The sequence below is a fragment of the Haloarcula sp. 1CSR25-25 genome (genome assembly GCF_032027985.1).
GTDB lineage: Archaea > Halobacteriota > Halobacteria > Halobacteriales > Haloarculaceae > Haloarcula.
Genome location: NZ_JAHYBW010000002.1, coordinates 819,603 through 840,254 on the forward strand (window position 1 = coordinate 819,603; position 20,652 = coordinate 840,254).

Genomic DNA, 20,652 nt, shown 5'->3' on the forward strand with positions numbered 1-20,652 from the left:
GTCCGGCGTGTGGCGTTGTCCTTATGCTCGCGAATCTACCGCCATATGCTCGCGCATCAACCATCGTCAATGCTTGCGCATCCGCCATCGTCCCCCTGTTTCGGCAGGCCTATACCGCCCGAGTCCATACCTGACAGTGATGAGTATCGAGACCGATACCGCCGCTGACATCGACGGTGACGACGTCGAGGCGCTCGCTACAGAGTTCGGCGAAGCGATCGCCGAACTGCCGGTGTACCAGCGATTCATGGAGACGAAAGACGCCGTCGAAAATCACGAGGAGGCGCAGGCGGCCATCAAGGAGTTCGAGCAGATCCGCGAGGAGTTCATGCTCGCCCGCCAGACCGGCAACGCCTCCCAGGAGGACCTCCGGAAGGTCCAGCAAAAGCAGGAGGCGCTCCACGACATCCCGGTGATGAGCGACTACCTGGAGGCCCAGAACGAACTCGAACTGCGCCTGCAGGAGCTCAACGAGATCGTCTCGGAAGAGCTGGCCGTCGACTTCGGCCAGAAGGCCGGCGGTTGCTGCGAGGACTGAGCACCGGACGTTTTTCACTGACACCGGAGTAGCCGGTCGGAGCACCGCGAAATAGCCGGTCTGAGCGCCGGCGCCGGCGCCATCTACCGACCGTCAGCGATACAGTTCTACCGACTGGGCCGTCACTCCCCGACTTCGGTTTTCACCACGACCGACGGCCGTTCGCTCAGTCTGAGCACCTTGTCCGTGATGCTGCCCAGGAGGCTCCGGTACTCCGCCGGCCGCCGTTTCGTGCCGAGCACGAGCAGGTCGACGTCCGCCTCGTCGGCGGTTTCGATGATGGACTCGGCCGGTCGGCCGTGTTTCAGCGTCGTCGTCACGTCGACGCCGGACGCCTCCGCGTCACCCTGTATCCGGGCCAGCGTCTCTTGCCCTATCTCTTCGAGGCCGTGCTCCGGGCCCTCCGACTCATCGACGTATTCGTCGCCGCTGTAGGCCGAATACACGTCTTCGTCGACGACATACAGGACATGGAGGGTGGCGTCGTGTGCCGCTGCGAGAGCAATCGCGTGGGATTCGGCGTTCGTCGAGGCTACTGTCCCATCCGAGGCGAGCAGGATCTGTTCGTACATACAGGTGTTGTTTCACCCAGTTGGCAAATAAACCGAGGGTCCCGTTCTCAGAGAGCGGGACCCGCCGGCAAACACGGAGAGCCACGGGTGAGTGGTCGGTCACGTACGTCCGCTGGAACACCAGCACAGCACCCAGCAACCATCGGCCCGGTGGCTTCGAAAGGTCTTAGCGACAGGGCGTGGCATCTCTGAACATGACAGTCGAATCTGACTGGGCGGACTGGCTCCCCCGTGCGGTGGAGTCCGCGACCCCCGACGGACTGGCTATCTGGTATCTGGGCTGTAACGGCTTCATCGTGAAATCGAGCGGCGGGACGACCGTCTTCATCGATCCGTATCTCGGGACGGGCGACCCCCCGCGGACCGTGCGGATGGTCCCGGTGCCGTTCAACCCCGACGACGTCACTGACTGCGACGCGGTTCTTGGCACCCACGAACACACCGACCACGTTCACGGCCCCTCTCAGGCCCCGATTCTCGCCGGGACCGGTGCGGACTACTACACGACCGACAGCGGTCACGCCGTGGTTCGGGAGGAAGCGTGGCTCGAGAACTACAGCGTCACCGACGACCAGCTCCACGAAGTCACAGAGGGGGACACACTCGAGATTGGGGACCTGACGGTTCACGTCGAACCGGCCAACGACCCCGACGCCGAGCACCCGGTGTCGTACGTGTTCGAACACGAGGCCGGCACGTTCTTCCACGGCGGCGACGCCCGCCCCGGCGCGTTCGAATCCGTCGGCGAGCGCTACGATATCGACGTCGGCGTCCTCGCGTTCGGGACAGTCGGGATGATAGACGACAAGGAGACCGGCGACCCCGTCCGGACGCAGTGGTACAACGACGAGAACATGATCATCGAGGCCGCGAACGAACTCCAGCTGGACACGCTCCTGCCCAGCCACTGGGACATGTGGAAGGGGATGACCACCGAACCGACCGTGCTGCACAACCACGCGAACAGCTTCGAGTACCCGTCGACGTTATCGATTGTCGAAATCGGCGACCGCTACGACCTGAACTGAGGGCCGGTCACGTCGACGTCGTCGCGGAGGAACGCCCAGCTCGCGCCCTGACCACGGCTAACTTGTTTTCATCTCGATGGGGCAGTAGTATAATTGCGTTGACGATATTGATAATTGGAGACGTAGTTTTAATACGATTGCCGAGACCATACCGACTATGAGTGAATCGCAGGCATACGAAGAAATCACTGTCAGTTCGGACGGCGTGACGGTGACCAAACGGTTCGAGGCGGACGAGTTTCCCGTGCCCGCTATCGCGTTCAATCTCACCTCGCGTCGGTCCGTTCCGGTGACAGTCAGGCTGGTCGACACCGTCCCGGAAGACGTGGCAGTCGAGGACCTGGGCTTTCACCCCGAGTACGGCAGCGAGCACTGGGACATCAACGAGGACCGGATCGCCTTCGAGAAGGAACTCGAACCCGAAGCCGACTACACGACCGTCTACGGTATCCGGGCGACCGGAACCGACGACGTCGAGAAGTTCCTGACCGAACCCGAAATCGAGAACGTGGACCCGCCTCTGGACGAGGACGAGGAGGACCTCGTCGGCGGCAGCGACGACGCCGTCCGGGACGTCATCTCCGGTGACGCCGACAGCGTTCCGGGCCTCGAAGACGGGGACGAGGGGGACATCGAGACGCTTGACCTCTCGGACCCGAACAACTCGGGCTCGGCCGTCGAAGCCCCGGCAGAGAGCAACGCCGCACCGGCGAACTCCGAGGTGCAGTCCGGCGCTGTCGTCGCGACGATGGCACAGGAGATCCGCGACCAGAACGTCTCCCCGGAGGACGTGAAACTCCTCAAACGCGCGCTCGACGCCGTCTCCGAGGACGAGAGCGGCACCGGCGGCGTCAACGACGCCCGGATCCAGCGCATCCAGAGCGATATCGCGGACCTCCGTGCGTACACGGACGCCCTCGAGGAGTTCCTCGAGGAGAACGGCACCGGAGAGGACATGATCCAGGGGTTCAGCGAGCGCCTCGACTCCTTCGAGGAGTCTCTGGACGGGTTCGAAGACGAGATCGAGTCGGCGGCGGAGACAGCCACCACCGCCTCCGACCAGGTCGATGAACTCGCAGAGGAAGTCGAGACCGTCGAGGGACAGCTGTACGACCTCGAAGACGACATCGAGAGCGTCCGCGAGGAGATCGGCGAGGGCGAACTCGCCGACCGGATCGAGGAGACCGAATCGGAGATCGAGGACCTCCAGGAGTGGCGCGAACAGCTCTCGTCGGTCATCGGCGGCGGCGACTAACCGAACTCGTTTTACCGGTCCCCCGTCTGTGCCTGAGTAATGACGACGACGAGAGTGGCCGTTCCGCGCAAGGGCCGGCCTCTCGAGGCAGTGCTGGAGCGACTCGCCGGGCGCACGGGGACCACCGACCTGGCCGACGAGATCATCTCGACGCTTCGCTACGAGAAGGCCGTCACCAAGGACAAACAGGACGCGGTCGCCGACGTGTACCATCGCATCAGCGACTACTCTTCGCTCGATGAGCCCTACAAACCAGAGTATACGCTGCTGCGTGACGACCGCGACGGGATGCCACGACGTATCGTCTTCGACAGCGTCACCGTCCCGACCGACCACGGCGACGTCCAGCTCGTCGGCCGTGAGGAGCCGTTCCGGGCGCTCCGGACCCACGAGTTCGCGCTCGGGTTCGACAGCGCCGACCTCGTTCTCGAGGAGGTCGTCCAGCTCCGCGACGAGCCACTGACCGCCATCGACGAGATCAACGACCGCATCGACCCGCTGGACACGGACGTGCGGGTCGTGACCGGGCTGGGCGATACAGTGTATCACACGCTGCTGGCGACGCCGGAGGTCGTGGATTCACAGGACGGCCCCCTGGACCGGGCCTTCGTCACCAACTACGAGGGCGACCTCTGTATCTCCCCGCGCTACGAACGGCTCGTCGAAGCCGTCCTCGGGACGAGCGCGCTCGACGGCGTCTCCTTTACGTATCCCGCCGAGGGCGGCGAGGAGGAAGCAGACATCGCGGCGACCGGCCTGGGCGTCTACCTCACCGTCACAGGGTCGACCGCGCGGGACCACGGCCTCGAACTCGGCGAACGGCTGTTCCCGAGCGAGACAGTGCTTCTGGAGAACGCCCACGAGCGCACCGAGACGACGAAGCGGGTCGCCGGACTGTTCGAAGACCCCGAAGAGACGGCGCTGCAATCGGTCTGAAACGACGTCTTCTCAGAGACGCCGCCGCCCGATGAGTTTTGCCGCGACGCCGACGGGCACGACTACCCACGCCGCGAGTGCCGCGGCGACCATCGGCGCGGTCAGCCCGGCCTGTGCCAGCACGCTGCCGAAGCCGCCGGCGACCACGTCCACCTGCGAGAGCGCGATCACGCGGAAACAGTCCACGGGATTGAGCAGTATCGCCGCGGCGATGGCGCCGGGGCCGAGGTCGAACCCTGCGACCGCCCCCAGCGCGACCAGGTCGTGCAACAGCGCGACCCACAGCCAGATGGCGAGAGAGACGCCGAGCGCGTGCGTTTTCGTCTGCGCGACCGTCGAGACCAGCACCGCCACGCCCAGCATCGCACAGGCGGTCAGCACCGCGGCGAGGGCGACGGCCGCGTACTGGCCGACGCTGCCGAGACCGATGTAGCGGACGGTCAACAGCGCGCCGGGGACGAAGCCGAGCAACATCGCGCCGGACAGCACCGCCGCCCGGCCGACGGCAGTCCCGACGACGACACGGCCTTTCGTCACCGGGAGCGCGAGCATGAGTTCCAGCGACCCGCGCTCGTCGGCCCCGACGATGGCGTCGTACCCGACGGCCAGCGCGGTCAGTGGGACGAGGTAGACGCCCAGTTCGGCGATGGTCGCGATAACCGCGTCGAAGCGACCCGGACCGACCGCGCTTGCGCCGAACTGGACGACTGCGGTGGTGAAAAGGCCAAACAGCAGGGCCACGCCGAGCGCCCATCGACTCCGGACGGCCAGGCGGTACTCCCGGCGAGCGATGGTGAGCAGGCTGCTGTCGGCGAGCCGTGCGAGCGTCGACTGGGTGGTCGTATTCCGCTCGGTTCCGCCGTCGTGCAACCGGGTGGCCGGAGCGTCTACCGCGACGCCGCCATCGGGGGCCGGGTCCGTCGAGGAGTCCCCGTCGCTCATGCCGGCTCACCTCCGGAGTCCTCGGCCGCCGCCTCCGCAGCCGCTGTGCTGTCGGAGCCGGGGCGGTCGTCGCCGTCGTCCGTCCCGACTGCCTCGTGGAACGCGGCCTCGAGGCCGGGTTCCCGGACCTCGAAGCGGTCGATGTCGCAGGCCTCACCGACGGCTGTGAGCAGGTCGTAGGCGTCGGCCGGCGCGGTGGTTACCGTCAGGTCGACGCCGGCGCGGGCGACATTCGTCGCGGCCCCATGGTCACGGAGCAGGGCCGCGGCATCGCTTGCAGCCGTCTCCGAGACGAGCGACAGCGACACCGTCACCGCGTCGGCGGCGGCGCGGCGAAGCTCCTCGACCGGCCCCGCCGTGGCGACCCGTCCGTCGGCGATGATGACCGCCTCCGAGCAGAGCCGCTGGATCTCCCCGAGCGCGTGCGAGGAGAAGACGATGGTCACGTCCGTCTCGGCCGCCAGGGACTCGACGACCCCGTGGAACGCCCGGATGCCGTCGGGGTCGAGTCCGGCGGTCGGTTCGTCGAGTATCAGCACGGCCGGCTCGCCGACGAGGGCCGTGCCGAGTCCGAGCCGGCGGTTCATCCCGTTTGAGTAGCCGCCGACGCGGCGGTCCGCGGCGTCCGCGAGCCCGACGGTGTGCAGGACCCGCTCGACGTGGTGGCCCCGGTCCTCGCGGGGCACCGAGCGCATCTTCGCGTGGAATCGGAGTATCTCGCGGCCGGTCAGGCTCGGCGGGAAGCCGGCGTGTTCCGGCAGGTAGCGCACCCGCTCGCGGACGGTCGTCCCGTCGGTCGGGTCCGCGCCGGCGACGGAGACGCTGCCCTCGTCGGGCCGGTTCAGCCCGGCCAACAGCTTGAACAGCGTCGTCTTGCCGGCCCCGTTCGTGCCGAACACGCCGAGGGTCGCCCCCCGCTCGACGGACAGACTCAGTCCGTCCAGGGCCTGTACGTCGCCGTAGGCTTTCGATACGTCGTCGACGTCAATCACGTTCATAGTAGCTCCTCCAGTTCTCGTGGGGTGGTTCGGTGAGCGGGCGGGCATCGACCACGCCGGGCGACTGGACGACCGGAACGGACGACTCGGCCAGCCGAACGGCGTCGAAGGCCGGACTGCTGGCGAACACTCGCGCGGCAGGCTTTTCGGCGGTCACCTGCTGGACGGCCCCGGCCGGCTGGTAGCGGGTGTCGCCGACGCCGTCGTCGTCGACGTCCGTCGGGTTCGCCCGCGACCAGTAGTTCCCGACGCTCTCGTTCCAGTGGACCTGGTCGCTCATCACCGCCAGCACCGGCCTGTCGTTGCGGATGAAACTGTTCTCGGTCACGGTGCCGTCGGTGCTGCCGGCGGCGATGTGGACGCCGACGTCGTTACCGACCACGAGGTTGCCGACGATGCGGTTGCTGACGGAGTTGTAGACGAACAGCCCGTTCTCGTTGGCGACGAGGTGATTGTCGCGGATGTCCGTGTCGTCGATGCTCTTGACGAGGATGCCGTGGCCGGACTGGCCGCTGTTGTTCACCGCGACGTTGCCCTCGATGACGAGGTGTTTCGACACCATCAGCGCGTACCCGACGTCGTTGTCGAAGGCGGTGTTGTCCCGCAGGTGTGAGTCGTCGGAGTACATGTAGTGGACCCCGTAGCGGAGGTCCCACATCGTGTTGGCACTGGCGTTGACGTCTTTCGCCCAGTTGAAGTAGAGCCCGTCGCGGACGGTAGTGATGTCGTTACCGTGGATGACGCTGTCTTCGGTCTTCCATATCTGGACCCCGTTGCCGCGTCTGGTCAACTGCGTTATCTCCTCGCGGCCGACGATGGTGTTGTTGCGGACCTCGGCGCCGTCGACGCCGTCGAGCCAGATGCCGAAGGTCATGTCGGTCACGCGGCTGTCGCGGACGGTGACCTCGCTGGCGTTGACGAATATCGCGGCGTCGTTGCTGGCGGTGCTGTAGCCGCTGTTGCGGACCCAGAGGTTCGTTACGGTGACCCCTTCCGCTTCGATAGCGAGCACGTCGCCCTCGCCGTTGCCGTGCAGCAGCGCCGACCCGGGACCGCTCCCGGCCAGCGTTACGTTCGGCGTCGTGACGACGATGGTCTCGTCGAATCGACCGTCGAGTGCGACGGTGTCCCCGGGGTCCGCGGCGTCGACCGCCGCCTGCGCGCTGTCGTAGGTCTCGCCGTCGACCGTCGCGGTGCCGTCGGCCGACGGGGCGGTGAACGAGTCGGTGTCGGGCACGTCGGGGTCGAAGGCGAGGTCGTCGCCGGCGCTGTCGGGCGAGCCGGCGCTGGCCATCCCGACAGTTACGACTGACACCACGAGCAGGAGTGCGGTACTGACAGCGAACGCGCGCTCGAAACCGTGGGACAGTGGGCTCATGGGCGGGCTCCTGGTCGCTGGGTTTCGGCCGTGGTAGTCGTCGGACTGTGCGGGGTGTCGTCATCGTCGTCGGCCTCGCCGTCACGACCGAGCCGGTCCCGAACGGCGTCGGGAAGCCCGGTCAGCCCGCTGCGCAGTCGGGCCGGGAGGTCCCCGAACGCCACGGACTCGTTGCGGTAGTAGTACCCGACCGCGAGCAGTCCGACGGCCGTGGCAGCCATGTACGCGCCGAGGCCGAACCGGGAGACGCTGGTGATGTTGGCGACCTGGTACTGGCCCCACAGCGGCGGCGTGAAGCCGTCGACGCCCATCACCGGCGCGCTCGGATCGAGCGTGTGACCGGCCTGCCAGAGCCGGTACTGGATGTCGGCCAGCATCACGGTGAACACCAGCACGGTACCGCCGAACTGGTATTTCAGGCCGCGCTTGAGCTTCTCGGTGGTCGGCGCGACGGCGACGAACACCGACAGCAGCGACACGCCGACGAAGGCGACGGGGCCCAGCGACCACTCGGGCACGTCGATGGCGTTCTCCTCGACGGGGAAGTTGGGCTCGACTAAAACCGGGTCGGGGAAGTAGAACCCGACGTAGTGGTTCAGCCGCGCCATCTCGATGAAGTCCCCGGTCAGGTGGGGGTAGGCGTACAGTGAGACGTGAAGCGTCGTACTGGGGTACTGGACCGCGTCGACGCTGATACGCCACATCGGGAACGCGAGCGCCGCGACGAACAGCAGCGCCGCTATGACGGGGAGGCCGCGTCGAATCTCGCGGAAGTCGTCGAAAGTAGGTCGTTGCATGGCTGGACACCTCCGAACTTGGTCGTGGCTTACCCCTCCGCCGGTTCGACGATCATCCGGCTACGCATCTCCAGGTGCAGGGCGCTACAGAAGTACGTGCAGTAGATCCAGTACACGCCGGGGTCGTCGGCGGTAAAGGTGACCTCCCGGGTGTCCTGCGGGGCCACGGCGTAGTTGATGTCGTGCTCGGGGATGGCAACGCCGTGGATGATGTCCTGGATGCCCTCGATGTTGGTCGTGGACAGTTTCACCTCGTCGCCCTCCTGGACCGTGAAGTCCGGCAGGCCGAACTCCGAGCGCTTGGTCGTCATCTTGACGTGGACGCTGTCCTCGCCCGTGCGCTCGACGCCGGAGTCCTCTTCGGTGATGTAGGTCTCCTCGTAGTCGTTCTTGTCGTAGACCTTCTTGGCGTCGATCTTGTCCCTGTGGGCGAACACGCAGTCGTGGGGCTCGGGGTAAGCCGGGTGGTCCGCGACCAGTTCCATCGACTCCTCGCCCTGCCCGATGTGGATGAGCTGGTCGTTGTCGGGCATGATGGGGCCGACCGGGAGGAACCGGTCCTTCGAGAGCTTGTTGAGGCTGACGAGCCACTCCCCGTCGGGGTCGGTCGTCATCGCCTCGAGCGCCTGGATGTGGCCCGGGTTGTAGTGGACGTCCTGCTTCTCGATGATGGGGTCTTCGGACCCTTCTTCGGCCTCGACGGCCGCCTCGATGTCCCACTTGACGGCCTGGGAGTCGATGAACAGCGACGTGTAGGCGTGCCCGTTCCCGTCGAAGGTCGTGTGCAGTGGGCCGAGGCCGACGCGCGGTCGCCCGGCGACGACCTCCTCCGGGTCCGAGGAGTCCGCCAGCGCGTTCAGGTCGATCATCGTCACCGTCGGGGAGAGCTTCCCGGCGACGAAGGCGTAGTCGCCGTTGGGTCCGACCTCGACGCAGTGGGGGCTCTTCGGCGTCGGGATATACTTCACGACAGGCCGGTCGCCCTGGTTGAGCGAACTCTCCTGCGTGCCGTCGACGACGGGGATGCCGTTGACCTCCTCGTAGTTGCCGTTCTCGACGGCCTGCTCGATGGCCGGGATATCGAAGGCCTTGACGTTGTCCCGGTCGTCCTTCGTCATCCCCTGGATGTCGGTGGCCTCCTCGCTGTTGTACGCCGAGGAGATGGCCCACCGCCCCTCTTTGCCGGTGTCGACGATGTCGAGGTTGCCGTCGACCTTGACCTGCCACTGGGTCTCCATCGATTCGGGGTCGACGGCGACGAACAGCGAGGTGTAGTTGTCGGGGTTTTTCACGTCGGTCCCGTCGTTTGGCAGGGGGGCGCGGAACTCACCGTTGCCCAGCACGTACTTCGTGTCCGGCGAGAGGACACAGCAGCCGTGGATGGCCTGCATGTTCGGGACGTCCGTGATGGCGTCCGTCTCGAAGTACGTCAGATTCACGCGGGCGATGCGGCCGTTGGCCTTGTCGTTGACGTACAGGTACTCGCCGTCGTAGTCGCCGTCCGTCTCCGAGAGGTTCGGGTGGTGGTTGTCACCCCAGGAGTAGCCGCCGCTCTCCTCGAGCATCTCCTGTGTACCGTCCGTGAATCCATAGCCGGACGCACAGTCGGTGTTGAACACCGGAATGCGGGTGAGCTCGCGCATCGACGGGATGCCGACGACCCGCAGTTCCCCGGAGTGCCCGCCCGACCAGAAGCCGTAGTACTCGTCGTGTTCGCCCGGCTCGACAGTGTGGCTCGCGCCGCTTCCCGATGGCGTCGACTGGCTACCAGCGCTGCCACCGCCGCCGGTCAGCGCTGAACAGCCGGCCACCGACCCCATCGCACCGGCGGCGACGCCGGCCTTCATGAAGTCCCGCCGCCCGAGCGAGAGGCCGGGCAGTCCCAGCGAGAGGTCGTCGTCGCCAGTCGTTTCGTCCGGGGACTCGACCTCTGCAAGCACCGAGTCGAGTGTCTCTTCGTACTCTTCGAGTACCTCGTTCGGGTCGCGTGGGGTTTCGTTCTTGCTCATGTTAGACCACCTTTATCTGGCCGACCATCCCGTTCATCTCGTGGGGGATGCAGTAGTACTCGTAGGTCCCCGTCGTCTCCAGGGTGACCTCGTAGCTTTCGCCTTTCGGGATGTTACCTTCCTGCCCGTTACTGTAGCCGTCTTTCGCGGCCTGCAGGGAGTCGAACCCGCCGGAGGCGAAGTAGTCCGCGCCGTCGGGAATCTCCTCCTCGTAGGCCGTCACCGTGTGGCCGATGCTGCCGACGTTCTCGAACGTGACCGTCGTGCCGGCCTCGACCTGGATCTTCTTCGGCTCGTATGCCAGCCCGTCAGTCATCTCGACGGTGCTCGTCTCGGTCCACTCGGACCCGCTCCCGCCGCCGCCGGACTCGGTGTCGCCGCTACCTGACCCGTCACCGCCACTGCCCGAGTCGCCGTCACCGCTGCTGCCGGACTCGCTGCTCGATGAACAGCCAGCCAGCGCGACTCCAGCTGCGATACCCAGACCGCGCACGAATGTTCTACGCGTTGCCATGGTAGCTCACGACTGCAACTCGAAGACCAGCCCGTATATATGGGGAATCGCACTCTCACCTCGCAGGAAGCGGGGCGAATATGTTCGTCGGTGGATAGTGAACCGACTACTCCTGCCGGGATTCCGTCGGAATCCAGCACCGGTCGACCAGCCTGACCGGGTCAGTGGTAGCGTCCGGTTCAGGCCGCTGCGGGAGACGGCTCACACCCGTTTACTCCGGGAGGCAACAACGTCCAGGCCGGGGCTGTAGTAGTACACTGGGTCATCCTCGGGACGGGCGAACCCGTCGGCCCGCAGCAACGTATCGGTCTCGACGGTCGCCGACGCCGGGTACAGCGTCCAGGAGTCGTGGCTGACATCGGTGTATCTGAGCGACCCGTCCGGGGCCTCGGTGTAGAAGCGATAGCGTTCGACCAGGAACTCGGCCAGCGAATCCGCGGATGACGGGAACGGGTCGTCCGTCGGCCAGTACGTGGCCTCGTACACGCCGGGACGTGCCCCAGGATGTCGCCGTCGGCTGTCGAACTGTACGCGACCGTCGCGAAACTGCAGGGAGATGCGGGCGTAGTAGTACGGGAGGTGGTGAAACAGGCGCGCGCCGACGACGCTCGCCAGCCCCTGTGCGTCGAGGCTGAAGAAGTAGACGCTCGGGACGCCGTCGCGGGTGACGTACGTCCGGACGTTGATTTCAGGGAGGCGGACGCCGAGTGACCGCGGGAGTCCCTTCGGACGGACGGCGACGTTGGTGAACGGAACGACCGAGAGCCACGCGGACCCGTCATAGCGGTCGGCTTCAAGCGTCGACGGGAGATGTGCGTCCATCAGTTCGGGGTCGACCGGCCAGTTCTCGAACAGCAACCGCCGCCAGCCCATCTCGAGGGGGAGGACCATACGACCGGTTTCGCGCCGTAGCGAAAAGAGTCTCGGGCCGGAGGACATCAGCCTTCGGGTACCGTTAGCTTTCGGTCACGAGGCGCCGGCCTCAACCGACGCCCGTGTGCGAGACACAGATAGGTGTCCTGTAACTCCAGTGTGGCATAGAATCATTCACAGGGTCCTGCAACTCCAGTGTGGCATAGAACCATTCACAGTCGATTTACAGCGGTACAACCTGGAGGGTACTTGAGATAGAGCTGCTTTCCGAAGGCAGTGCAAAATAGGAGAATCATCGCCGAGTCAGCTCGCCTGTTTCTCGGATGTCGAAGGTGAGACTCTCTGTGTCGTCTCCGGATGGGATGAAGTGAACGTGGTCCTCGTCGGTCAGTCTGGAGTGGTCCTCGTAAGCGCGGTAGCGAACGAGATACCGTCCGGTCTCGACGACCGCCTCACGCGATACCTCACCGTCAGGTTCGATCTCGAGGGGCGAACTGTATGCTCTCGCCGCTCCTTCCGAAGCACCGTCGTCGAAGAATCCTATCTCGACAGTGTAGGAGGCACCTGTTTGGTTGAAGACGGTCAGGTCGACGCTTCCGTTACCGGACTGGAGCCAGGAACAACCGGTGAGGGTACTGGCCGTTGCGACACCGACCGTTCCGAGGACGGTTCGTCGGGAGGGCATAGCTCCAATGCGAAAGTACGCATAATAAGCTTTCTTTGAATTCGCCTCCTCACACACCCGTTCAGCTGTCCACTGACTCCTGTAGCCGCGCGAGACTGGTTAAGACGGGATACGTCCAGAGCTGCTCTTCGTACATGTACCCACAGAACTCGTGCGCTTCGAACCGGTGAACGCTGGAGTGCAGCTGTTCCTGGCGTTCCTGCAGGAGCCTTGACACGTCGTTCTGGAACGTCTCCCGATACCACTCGGGCACGACGGTGCTGTCGAGCGTATCGATGACCTCCCGCAGACGGCACCGGTACTCCTGTATCGACTCCTGTTCGACTCTGACAGCGCGGTCCAGCGAGGCCCGTTCGTCGACTGCTTGCTCAACTGCGGCAACCAGCGAGCGTTTGAGCGGCGGCGAAAAGCTGACCTTCGTCTCGGGGTGAAACAGCGCCGCGTAGTCCGGCCCGAACTCGATGGAGACGTTCTCGACGAGCGATTCATCGTACACTGACTCGTAGTGATCGACAGCCAGAACCGTGTCGGTGTAGGCCTCTCGCAGCGCTTCGACGGGGTCGGATGCGGCCTGTCGGCTCGGTGCGCCGACGGGGGAGGAGGGCTGTTCGGCGGGCTCGACGGCACGCAGTCGCTGGAGAAAGTCTTCGAGACCGTCTTGCTCGGCTGCAAGCTCGGTATGCTCCGCGTCGAGCACAGTGAGAGCCGTCTCTATTGGCTCGAGGATGTGGTCTCGCCATGTGTGCAGGAACCACTGCGTGCCGTCCTGCGCAGGCGTCGTTGACATACTAGCGTATCGTTCGGTAACAACAATAAGTGTTTTAGTTACCGGTCAACACCGCTGTGTTCTGGAGGGGAATTTATATACCTGGTCATCTCAATCAGTGCTGCTCCCAGTGGCCGTCATGCGGTTTCATTCCTCCCGACCGTTTCAGTCTTGAAGCCAGACGCCTTCTACATCTATATCTGAGTTTCCAACACGACAAAACACTATTTGGAGCGATTATATACTGTCTTGTCCAAATATAATCAGATAAAGTAGCATTCGCTCGTGCATTTTTTAAGTATAAATAGAGTTGTCCAGATATAGAGCTATTTTTGGAAGTTATCTATCTATCAGAGCCGAATATACATATTAATCGCCCAATTCGTAGCACGTACGACCCCTATCTCCTTATCTGGGGCTCGGACGAACCGTAATCCTGGCAACTCTGGCCCAATAGCCGTTGTTATCTGCTATTCAGATCCGGGAACTCGCGGTTGTGATACAGTGCCGACGCTCCATACCGCCCGACACGCTGTGCGGTCCTCAATAACAATCGTACCATCGTTAGTGCACAACAGCAGGGCGAACCGGCCACGTCGCTGTCCGTGTGGACGGTCCGGGACAGGCTCCCGAGAAAGCCTCGCCCGCAAGTCGCGAGCACGGCTCTGTATAGCACTCGCAGCTACGCGAATGCGTGGCGCCCACTGCGAGGACGCCGTATCGGTGCTGCGCCCGTCCTGTGTCGACAGAAAATGATATTCTCGACCAGCGCGACAAGCCGGGCCGACGAGTAGCCGGCGTCGCTGTAGGCGCGTTCGGCAAACTGACCCTGTACCGTTCTCAGCCGGGGAGTTACCCAAAGTGTGCCCGTAGTGCGCTCAGGGACACGTTGATTTATGCTCCGTGACTGCTTCTGTACTAGCATGGACCGCGATACCGTGGAGCCGCGTGTCGATAGCCTTCCTGGCCCACAGAGCAGCGAGTGGGTCGAATACCACCACGAGACCGCCGCACCGAGCACCTACGTGTACGATTTCGTCTGGGACATCACTGCAGACGCAATCGGTCCCTTCTGTACGGACGCGGACGGAAACGTCCTGCTTGATTTCACCAGCCACGTGGCCTCGTCGCCGCTCGGGTACAACAACCCGAAAGTGCTCGACCGTGCCGACGAGTTCGACATGGTCGACCCGCTGAAAATCGCCGGCCAGGACTTCTATGTTAGCACCGGCGGTTCGCCCGACGAGACGTCGCTGCCGGGGCCTTCCCACCTGATGGACAGACTCACCGAGATTACCAGCCAGTACGGCTTCGACACCGTCTTCCTCTCGAACTCCGGCGCAGAGGCCGTCGAAAACGCGATGAAGATCTGCTACGACTACTGTGAGACACCCAAGTACGGCATTACCTTCGACGGCGCGTTCCACGGTCGGACCCTGGGTGCACTCTCGCTGAACCGCTCGAAGTCCGTCTACCGCCGGAAGTTCCCCGAGCTCAGCGGGATCCACGATGTCGAGTACTCGGTGGCCGGCGTCGAGCGCCTCCGGGCGAAGCTCGACGCGGACACCGGCCACATCCCGCCCGAGGAAGTCGCGTTCCTGATTCTGGAGCCGATACAGGGCGAAGGCGGCTATCACATTCCGAGCCCGGAGTTCCTCTCGGCCGTCGACGACCTCTGCCGGGAGCACGACATCCCGATCATCGCCGACGAGATCCAGTCCGGGGTCGGCCGGACGGGCGAGATGTGGGCCGTCGACCACTACGACATCGAACCGGACGTCATCACGAGCGCCAAAGCGCTCCGGGTCGGCGCGACCGTCTCGCGGTCCGAGATTTTCCCGTCCGAGACGTCGCGGCTCTCCTCGACGTGGGGTGCTGGCGACATCCTCGGCTCGATGCGCGGTGCCCTGACCCTCGCCGCTATCGAGGACCACAATCTGCTGGACAACGCCGCCAAGAGGGGGACGTACTTCATCGACGGGCTCCGGGACGTTTCGGCGGACCGACAGATGGTCGAGGACGTGCGTGGCCTCGGTCTGATGACTGCCCTGGAGTTCGATACGGTAGAGCGCCGTGACGCCGTAATGGACACCGCGTTACAGCACGGCCTCCTCACACTCGGCTGTGGCCAGAAATCCCTCCGATTCCTCCCGCCGCTTGACGTCACCGAGCGCGAACTGGAACTCTGTCTCGACATTCTCGATTCGGTGTTTACCGAGGTGACGGAGGTTGGGGCGTCCGTCTGAGGAAGGCGGTGTTATCAGTCGATGCCACCAGTAGCCGCCCGAATTTCGGTTCGTGAACACGTCCCTGAGATACCTCGAAAACACCAGTCCTCGAACAGCTCCGACGACTGAACCGCAACTCATCGACTCCGAGTGTGCCTGGTGGGACTTACTGCCCTATCGAGCCCAATTCAGGTGCACGAATTCACACCTGTTCGATACCCCAGCGAGCGGTCTGTCACCGTCATTATACCAGTGTTCCAGTACTGTTATCTGTCGTCCTTCCGATGTACGCTCATGAGATTCTACGAAGACATCACCGTCGGTGACCGGCGGGAGTTCGGCGAGTTCCGGATCACGAAAGACGAGATCATCGAGTTCGCCCGGAAGTACGACCCGCAACCGTTCCACCTCGACGAGGAGGCCGCGGAGGGTTCGATGTTCGGTGGACTCGTCGCGTCAGGCTGGCAGACGGCCGCCATCTGTATGCGGCTGACGGTGGAGAACATCACCGACGTTGCGACGCTCGGCGGCCTCGGCGTCGACAACCTCCGATGGCACACGCCGCTGCGACCGGGCGATACGGTCCACCTCCGAACCGAAGTCCTCGACAAACGACCCTCGGAAAGCCGTGACGACCGGGGGTACGTCACCAGGCAGGTCGAGGGGGTAACCGACGACGGGACCCGAGTCATCTCGTACGAAGGTATCGAAATCGTCCGTCGGGACATCGGCGCTGATTCGGAAACGCGCCCTAATTCTGTATAGCAGCATATGATTTATCAGTCCGGTAGCCACCATCATCGAAACTGTTGATAGTACAACTATTGGGGACCGTGCTACAGCAGCGAGTAGATTTCAGCTTCGTACACATCCCTGACCCGGGTCCCCCATTCGTGGGTGTACGTATCGATGACGTCCTGTGCCACGTCGCCTCTGAGGTACTTGACGACGCCGCGGTCGCCGGTTCGGTCCCGGAGGTGTGTCGTGAAGAAGTGCCGGAAGTAGTGTGGTGTGACGTTCTCCTCGGCACCCCCGCCGTCCGTGTACCAGCCGAACTCGCGGGCATGCGATTCGACGACGTGATGCACCATGTTCGGCGTGAGGCGCTGTCCCCAGCTGTCGCTTGTCGACACAAACAGCGGCTCCGCCGGCGACTGCGTGTCCGGTCGGATTGCGAGCCAGCGCCGCAGCACGGATGCCAGCTCCGGATCGACCGGGATCGTCGTCTCGCGCTTTCGTTTGTTGGATGCCGTCCGCGCTTCACCGTTGCTCTCCTCGCCACGAGCCGGAGCCGTCGCGACGAACAACGAGTCCGGCCGCCCCTCAAGCCCCGCTCGCACCGGAATCGCCGGTCTGGGACCGGGGGCTTCGAGGTTGAGGTCCCGGACATCGAGGTTACACAGTTCGCCGGCTCGCATGCCCGTCTTCAGCAGGGTCACGACGACAGCCCGCTCTAGCGGGTGCGAGACGGTGTCCACGAACGCACGCATCGACTGAAGGCCTATCTCTCGGCGGGTCGGGTCGGTGTTGATGGACTCGTCCATCTCCTCCATGACCAGTGTCATCGGGTTCGATTCGAACACTCCCACCTGCGTCATGTACGCGAAAAACCGGTGCAGATAGGACGCATACGTCGCGACAGTGCTTTCCTCGACGTTTCCACGTAGACTGTGAACATATGCCATACAGTCTCGGTGTGACGCCTCTCGAACGGGAAGCGGTTGGTGGCCGTCAGCCAGGTAGGATTCGAAGTCCCGGAGGACGCGCTCGTAGGACGCGCGGGTCCGGTCGCTCTTTCCGTGGTATGTGATATCGTCGAGGAAATACCCGACGGGGTCCGATTCGGCGTCCGGCGTGGCTGTATCGGTGCTCATTCGTCTCGAACGTACCCCCCGTGTCGCCCGCTGTACCGCACTTCGTTGTTAGTCTGCAGTTCCCCCAGCGCGTCCTCGAGACGCTCCTCGATATCGTCGGTCAGTTCGGCAAGCAGGTCGTCCCACTCGTAGTAGTCCCCATCAGCAAGGATCTCCTGGACCCTGTCTTTCAGCCCGTCACCCCCAGGGGTAGCGTCCGGAGAATGGGGTTCCTCACTGTCGCTCTCAGGGGCGTCTGACTCGGCAGCTTCGGATGCTGTTGGCTCGAACCCGCTTCGACCCGCCTGGACCATCGACCGGACGAACTCGCTTTGGCTCATATCCAGTTCCTCGGCGTGGGCCTGCCACTGTTCCTTCTGGTAGGCCGGAATATACGTCCGAACCGTCGTTCGCTCGCTGTCACTGGACATACCACACCCTCGGACGCCGGGAACTTCAATGTAGTCCCACACTCAGAGATAAACACACTTATTTGGGTGTATGACCCCCTATTTTACCTCGTTTCCCACCGAAATTGACAACCGAATTTCATCACAGCGACAGACAAGCCCAAGTTCACAAATATAAATCAGGCGCGGATTGCCGTCCCTCATCTGATTGATCCACTCGTCCAGTCAAAGCGAGTGGTACGGTAGCAAAGCACGTGATTGGTCGACAACAGCCGATCCCCCGTTTTGCTCTATCGGGAAACGACTGTGATGGATTCCACTCCCCGTGCCTCGTCTCGTTGCTCCCCGGAGGTCAGCCGAGTGAGACCGACGTTCCGTCACAGTCGCTCAGGTGTCGCTGATTCGGTTCCCTGCATAGCACCTGGAGTCTCCCACAGATCGCACCTGCACCCAGGACACCTCCGCTGCATCGCGCACGTCACTTCCGGGAGCACGCCGATTGCGTTGCCGAACGGAGCGGTCGTCTGCATTCTGAGGTGCTCGCCGCTTCACAGCGTTTTTACGGTGGTCCAGCGCCATCGTGGCCAACCGAATAATGTACCCGCGCCGGCAGCGTCCTATCTTGGAATCAGCACCCTCATCAGATGTCGTCTCCATTTGTCAACCCTGGCAACCGTCGATGTTGCGGTATCAGTCTTGGCGACCGTTGCTATCGGAGCCTTTCAAAAATAGCACTGGCACCGCTCTGTGACGTGGTCGGTCAAACGCAGATAGCCGTTTGAAATCCCCTATCGAGTTGTTCCGTGTTTAGATCAGGAAAAGCCCGCAGTGACGCCCTGTGCTCCCGGCGATATTGCGCCTTCCCGGCCGTTCATATTCGAGATGGCCGCCCCTGACTGTGCGGGATGGACCGACTGCCATCGTCGTAACCGACCCGTCGCTCAGTTCAGCGTGTAAGATGCCGCCAGCAAACAAGTCGTCCCCTCACCGGCCCTGTCACTCCTCTTCGGCACATACCAGCGACAGTGCCACTCTGTGGAGGCCACCTGTGAACACGAGCCCCATGGAGTCTTGGACCGAAACCCTACTGCATTAGCGCCTCCAGTCTGAAGCTATCGGTATGCGCCCTGGACGACACGTACCCTCTCAGGCGGGTGGGTCCGATGGCTAACGACGCTCTCGTCTTCCTGTTCATGATTGCAATCGTGCTCCTGGTCATGGCAGTCGGCCTTATCGGTGGGTTCTATCTGGTGAAATATCTCGTCGAGCGGACGTTCAACTCGTAAGCTCGGTTCCCGGAGTACTCTCTGGCCGCCGATAGTCTGTGGGGCTGACTGGCTGGGGTTTCCGGCCGGGGTTCAAATCTAATTACCGTAGGTAATCATCACGTTACAGCTACTTTGACCCGCCTGGAACGCATAAATCGTATATTGCTATACTAAATCGGAGGTGTCGCTCGCCTATCCGGTACAGGGGTCAGGCAACTCGATTAGCACCAGCCCACAGACTTCGCGCTGGCACGTCGACCGGTTCTTGAGGAGGCTGGGCCGAGCCACGCCTGGCACTCACGGAGACAGTCTCTGCCCGCGAGCCACTCGACCGTCAACACTGGCTCATCGCGAAAACGACGGCTGTCACCAGAAGCCGGCGCTGTATCGCAACCGGCCCGTGGTCCGGTTCTCCCCTGTGAAATCCCTCAATCCCCGTCGTCTCCGGTCGCCACGCCCAGAATCGTCGTCTCGCTGTCGAAATACGTCGGTGCATCGGCGTCGATTTCGAACTCCAGTACCGTCTCGAGGTCACCGGAACCGTCAGCGAGTCGTTCGGCAAGGTCCGTGTACCCCTCCGCGAGCGTTCGGTACTCGTCGATCTCCGCCTGTTTCGCCTGTGCTCGCTCCTGCTTGGCCTCGATGTCGGCGACAGTCGCCTCCGCATCGGTGTCCGGACGGTCGGGATTCCCGGTCAGTGCCGTGCGAGCGTCGGCAGTGTCCTGTTCGATTTCCTCGAGCAGTTCGGAAAGCTCCGCACTGAGCCGGTCCAGATGACCCGCGAGAATCCCGGCCTGGGTCCGACAGTACTCGGCGAGTTCCGCCTGGGAGATATCGCCTGCCTCGTCGCTCATTGAAACAGGTACGTCTCCAGCGCGAAAGTCGGTTTCGGTGACCGCAGCGCCAGCGGGTTACTGTTTTCCTCTTCGCCCAGACTCTGTGATGGCCCACCCGAGAAGACGAACTCGTGTTCGGCTTCAGTCTCGAAGCGGTTCGGGACCTCTCCAAGCGGGTTCGCGTAGCGTCCGGGCACTCGCTGCATCGCCTGGTGGTCACAGGCCGGAGTCTGAGGTCCGAAGCCCGCGTCGTACTCGTGTCCTTCGGGTTCCCCGATAACCGCGCTCGGTTCGAACGCTCCCGCAGGCCCTACGGCACTGGCGTACTGGAGCGTCTGGGCGTATGGGATATGTGCCGCCCCTGACGAAGGGATATGGATACTGTCTCCTTTCGGAACCTCCCGGAACGCCCTGAGACCGTTCACCGCATCGAGACCACGGAGATCGAGCACGGTTACGTCGAAGTCGGCCGGCGCGATATCTGTAGCATATGGGGTGTAGTCGCTCGGTCCGGCCTGTGCGGTGTATTCCCAGACTGGCGACCCGCCCGGACGCACCGATTGCGCGGAGTAGGTTCCACCTAAAAAACCCGGTCCTACATTGCTCCTCCCTAGATTCATACTGCCAACTGTAACCACTCTCGCACAGGTGCCCTCCTAGAGGCCCGACACCGCCAGTTATCGACGCCGAGCTACCAGGTCACGATGTACCGCTGAGTAGGTGGTTATTAACAGGTCCTGCAAGCGACTGGTTCTCCGGGATTTAT

The 20,652-nt window shown here is 63.5% G+C and carries 21 protein-coding genes; 7 read left to right on the top strand and 14 right to left on the bottom strand.

Annotated features, from left to right (window positions below; translation table 11 throughout):
* Positions 1-139: 139 nt before the first annotated feature.
* Positions 140-538 (top strand): YlbF family regulator, encoded by a 399-nt coding sequence (locus KZ498_RS09350; RefSeq protein WP_312618418.1) that lies wholly within the window; start codon positions 140-142, stop codon positions 536-538.
* Between the two features lie 122 nt (positions 539-660).
* Here KZ498_RS09350 and KZ498_RS09355 read toward each other — a convergent pair whose 3' ends face one another.
* Complete coding sequence (locus KZ498_RS09355) at positions 661-1,110, bottom strand: universal stress protein (protein ID WP_312618419.1); 450 nt, start codon at positions 1,108-1,110, stop codon at positions 661-663.
* 194 nt (positions 1,111-1,304) lie between these two features.
* Here KZ498_RS09355 and KZ498_RS09360 point away from each other — a divergent pair, with 194 nt between their 5' ends.
* The 3 genes from KZ498_RS09360 to KZ498_RS09370 all read left to right on the top strand — a co-directional run bounded on the left by KZ498_RS09360 (position 1,305) and on the right by KZ498_RS09370 (position 4,329).
* Positions 1,305-2,138: an MBL fold metallo-hydrolase gene (locus KZ498_RS09360; RefSeq protein ID WP_312618420.1), complete on the top strand. Its 834-nt coding sequence runs from the start codon at positions 1,305-1,307 to the stop codon at positions 2,136-2,138.
* A 157-nt stretch (positions 2,139-2,295) separates the two neighbouring features.
* On the top strand, positions 2,296-3,393 hold the full coding sequence (locus KZ498_RS09365; RefSeq protein ID WP_312618421.1) for a hypothetical protein: 1,098 nt from the start codon (positions 2,296-2,298) through the stop codon (positions 3,391-3,393).
* A 39-nt stretch (positions 3,394-3,432) separates the two neighbouring features.
* Positions 3,433-4,329: a hypothetical protein gene (locus tag KZ498_RS09370; RefSeq protein ID WP_312618422.1), complete on the top strand. Its 897-nt coding sequence runs from the start codon at positions 3,433-3,435 to the stop codon at positions 4,327-4,329.
* A 12-nt stretch (positions 4,330-4,341) separates the two neighbouring features.
* Here the strand turns inward: KZ498_RS09370 and KZ498_RS09375 are convergent, their stop codons facing one another.
* From KZ498_RS09375 to KZ498_RS09415, 9 genes are all read right to left on the bottom strand, one after another.
* Positions 4,342-5,271, bottom strand: coding sequence for an ABC transporter permease (locus tag KZ498_RS09375; protein WP_312618423.1), 930 nt, complete (start codon positions 5,269-5,271; stop codon positions 4,342-4,344).
* Positions 5,268-6,269 carry an ABC transporter ATP-binding protein gene (locus tag KZ498_RS09380; protein WP_312618424.1) on the bottom strand — a complete coding sequence of 334 codons (1,002 nt, stop codon included), beginning with the start codon at positions 6,267-6,269 and terminating at the stop codon, positions 5,268-5,270. The genes KZ498_RS09375 and KZ498_RS09380 overlap by 4 nt, the downstream gene beginning before the upstream one ends.
* Positions 6,256-7,647 carry a nitrous oxide reductase family maturation protein NosD gene (locus tag KZ498_RS09385; protein ID WP_312618425.1) on the bottom strand — a complete coding sequence of 464 codons (1,392 nt, stop codon included), beginning with the start codon at positions 7,645-7,647 and terminating at the stop codon, positions 6,256-6,258. Before KZ498_RS09385 ends, KZ498_RS09380 begins: the two co-directional genes overlap by 14 nt.
* Complete coding sequence (locus KZ498_RS09390; RefSeq protein WP_312618426.1) at positions 7,644-8,444, bottom strand: hypothetical protein; 801 nt, start codon at positions 8,442-8,444, stop codon at positions 7,644-7,646. Before KZ498_RS09390 ends, KZ498_RS09385 begins: the two co-directional genes overlap by 4 nt.
* 29 nt (positions 8,445-8,473) lie before the next feature.
* The gene (gene nosZ / locus KZ498_RS09395; RefSeq protein WP_312618427.1) at positions 8,474-10,453 is read right to left on the bottom strand and encodes a TAT-dependent nitrous-oxide reductase; all 1,980 of its coding nucleotides are present in this window, start codon (positions 10,451-10,453) and stop codon (positions 8,474-8,476) included.
* A gap of 1 nt (position 10,454) precedes the next feature.
* The gene (locus KZ498_RS09400) at positions 10,455-10,967 is read right to left on the bottom strand and encodes a plastocyanin/azurin family copper-binding protein (RefSeq protein WP_312618428.1); all 513 of its coding nucleotides are present in this window, start codon (positions 10,965-10,967) and stop codon (positions 10,455-10,457) included.
* 201 nt (positions 10,968-11,168) lie between these two features.
* A complete protein-coding gene (locus tag KZ498_RS09405) occupies positions 11,169-11,858 on the bottom strand; it encodes a DUF2071 domain-containing protein (protein WP_312618429.1) in 690 nt (229 codons plus the stop codon).
* A 274-nt stretch (positions 11,859-12,132) separates the two neighbouring features.
* On the bottom strand, positions 12,133-12,525 hold the full coding sequence (locus KZ498_RS09410) for a hypothetical protein (protein WP_312618430.1): 393 nt from the start codon (positions 12,523-12,525) through the stop codon (positions 12,133-12,135).
* Positions 12,526-12,586: 61 nt separating this feature from the next.
* Complete coding sequence (locus KZ498_RS09415; protein ID WP_312618431.1) at positions 12,587-13,312, bottom strand: hypothetical protein; 726 nt, start codon at positions 13,310-13,312, stop codon at positions 12,587-12,589.
* A 902-nt stretch (positions 13,313-14,214) separates the two neighbouring features.
* Between KZ498_RS09415 and KZ498_RS09420 the strand changes: the two genes are divergently transcribed.
* On the top strand, positions 14,215-15,537 hold the full coding sequence (locus KZ498_RS09420; RefSeq protein ID WP_312618432.1) for an aspartate aminotransferase family protein: 1,323 nt from the start codon (positions 14,215-14,217) through the stop codon (positions 15,535-15,537).
* Between the two features lie 276 nt (positions 15,538-15,813).
* Complete coding sequence (locus KZ498_RS09425) at positions 15,814-16,284, top strand: MaoC family dehydratase (protein WP_312618433.1); 471 nt, start codon at positions 15,814-15,816, stop codon at positions 16,282-16,284.
* A gap of 71 nt (positions 16,285-16,355) precedes the next feature.
* Here KZ498_RS09425 and KZ498_RS09430 read toward each other — a convergent pair whose 3' ends face one another.
* Positions 16,356-17,393: a tyrosine-type recombinase/integrase gene (locus tag KZ498_RS09430; RefSeq protein WP_312618434.1), complete on the bottom strand. Its 1,038-nt coding sequence runs from the start codon at positions 17,391-17,393 to the stop codon at positions 16,356-16,358.
* Complete coding sequence (locus KZ498_RS09435; protein WP_312618435.1) at positions 17,390-17,803, bottom strand: DUF5805 domain-containing protein; 414 nt, start codon at positions 17,801-17,803, stop codon at positions 17,390-17,392. Before KZ498_RS09435 ends, KZ498_RS09430 begins: the two co-directional genes overlap by 4 nt.
* Before the next feature lie 1,142 nt (positions 17,804-18,945).
* Between KZ498_RS09435 and KZ498_RS09440 the strand changes: the two genes are divergently transcribed.
* Positions 18,946-19,068: a hypothetical protein gene (locus KZ498_RS09440; protein ID WP_312618436.1), complete on the top strand. Its 123-nt coding sequence runs from the start codon at positions 18,946-18,948 to the stop codon at positions 19,066-19,068.
* A gap of 410 nt (positions 19,069-19,478) precedes the next feature.
* On the opposite strand, the gene KZ498_RS09445 is transcribed toward KZ498_RS09440, so the two are convergent.
* Both KZ498_RS09445 and KZ498_RS09450 read right to left on the bottom strand, forming a co-directional pair.
* Positions 19,479-19,904, bottom strand: coding sequence for a hypothetical protein (locus tag KZ498_RS09445; protein WP_312618437.1), 426 nt, complete (start codon positions 19,902-19,904; stop codon positions 19,479-19,481).
* A complete protein-coding gene (locus tag KZ498_RS09450) occupies positions 19,901-20,443 on the bottom strand; it encodes a hypothetical protein (RefSeq protein WP_312618438.1) in 543 nt (180 codons plus the stop codon). The genes KZ498_RS09445 and KZ498_RS09450 overlap by 4 nt, the downstream gene beginning before the upstream one ends.
* Positions 20,444-20,652: the final 209 nt, after the last annotated feature.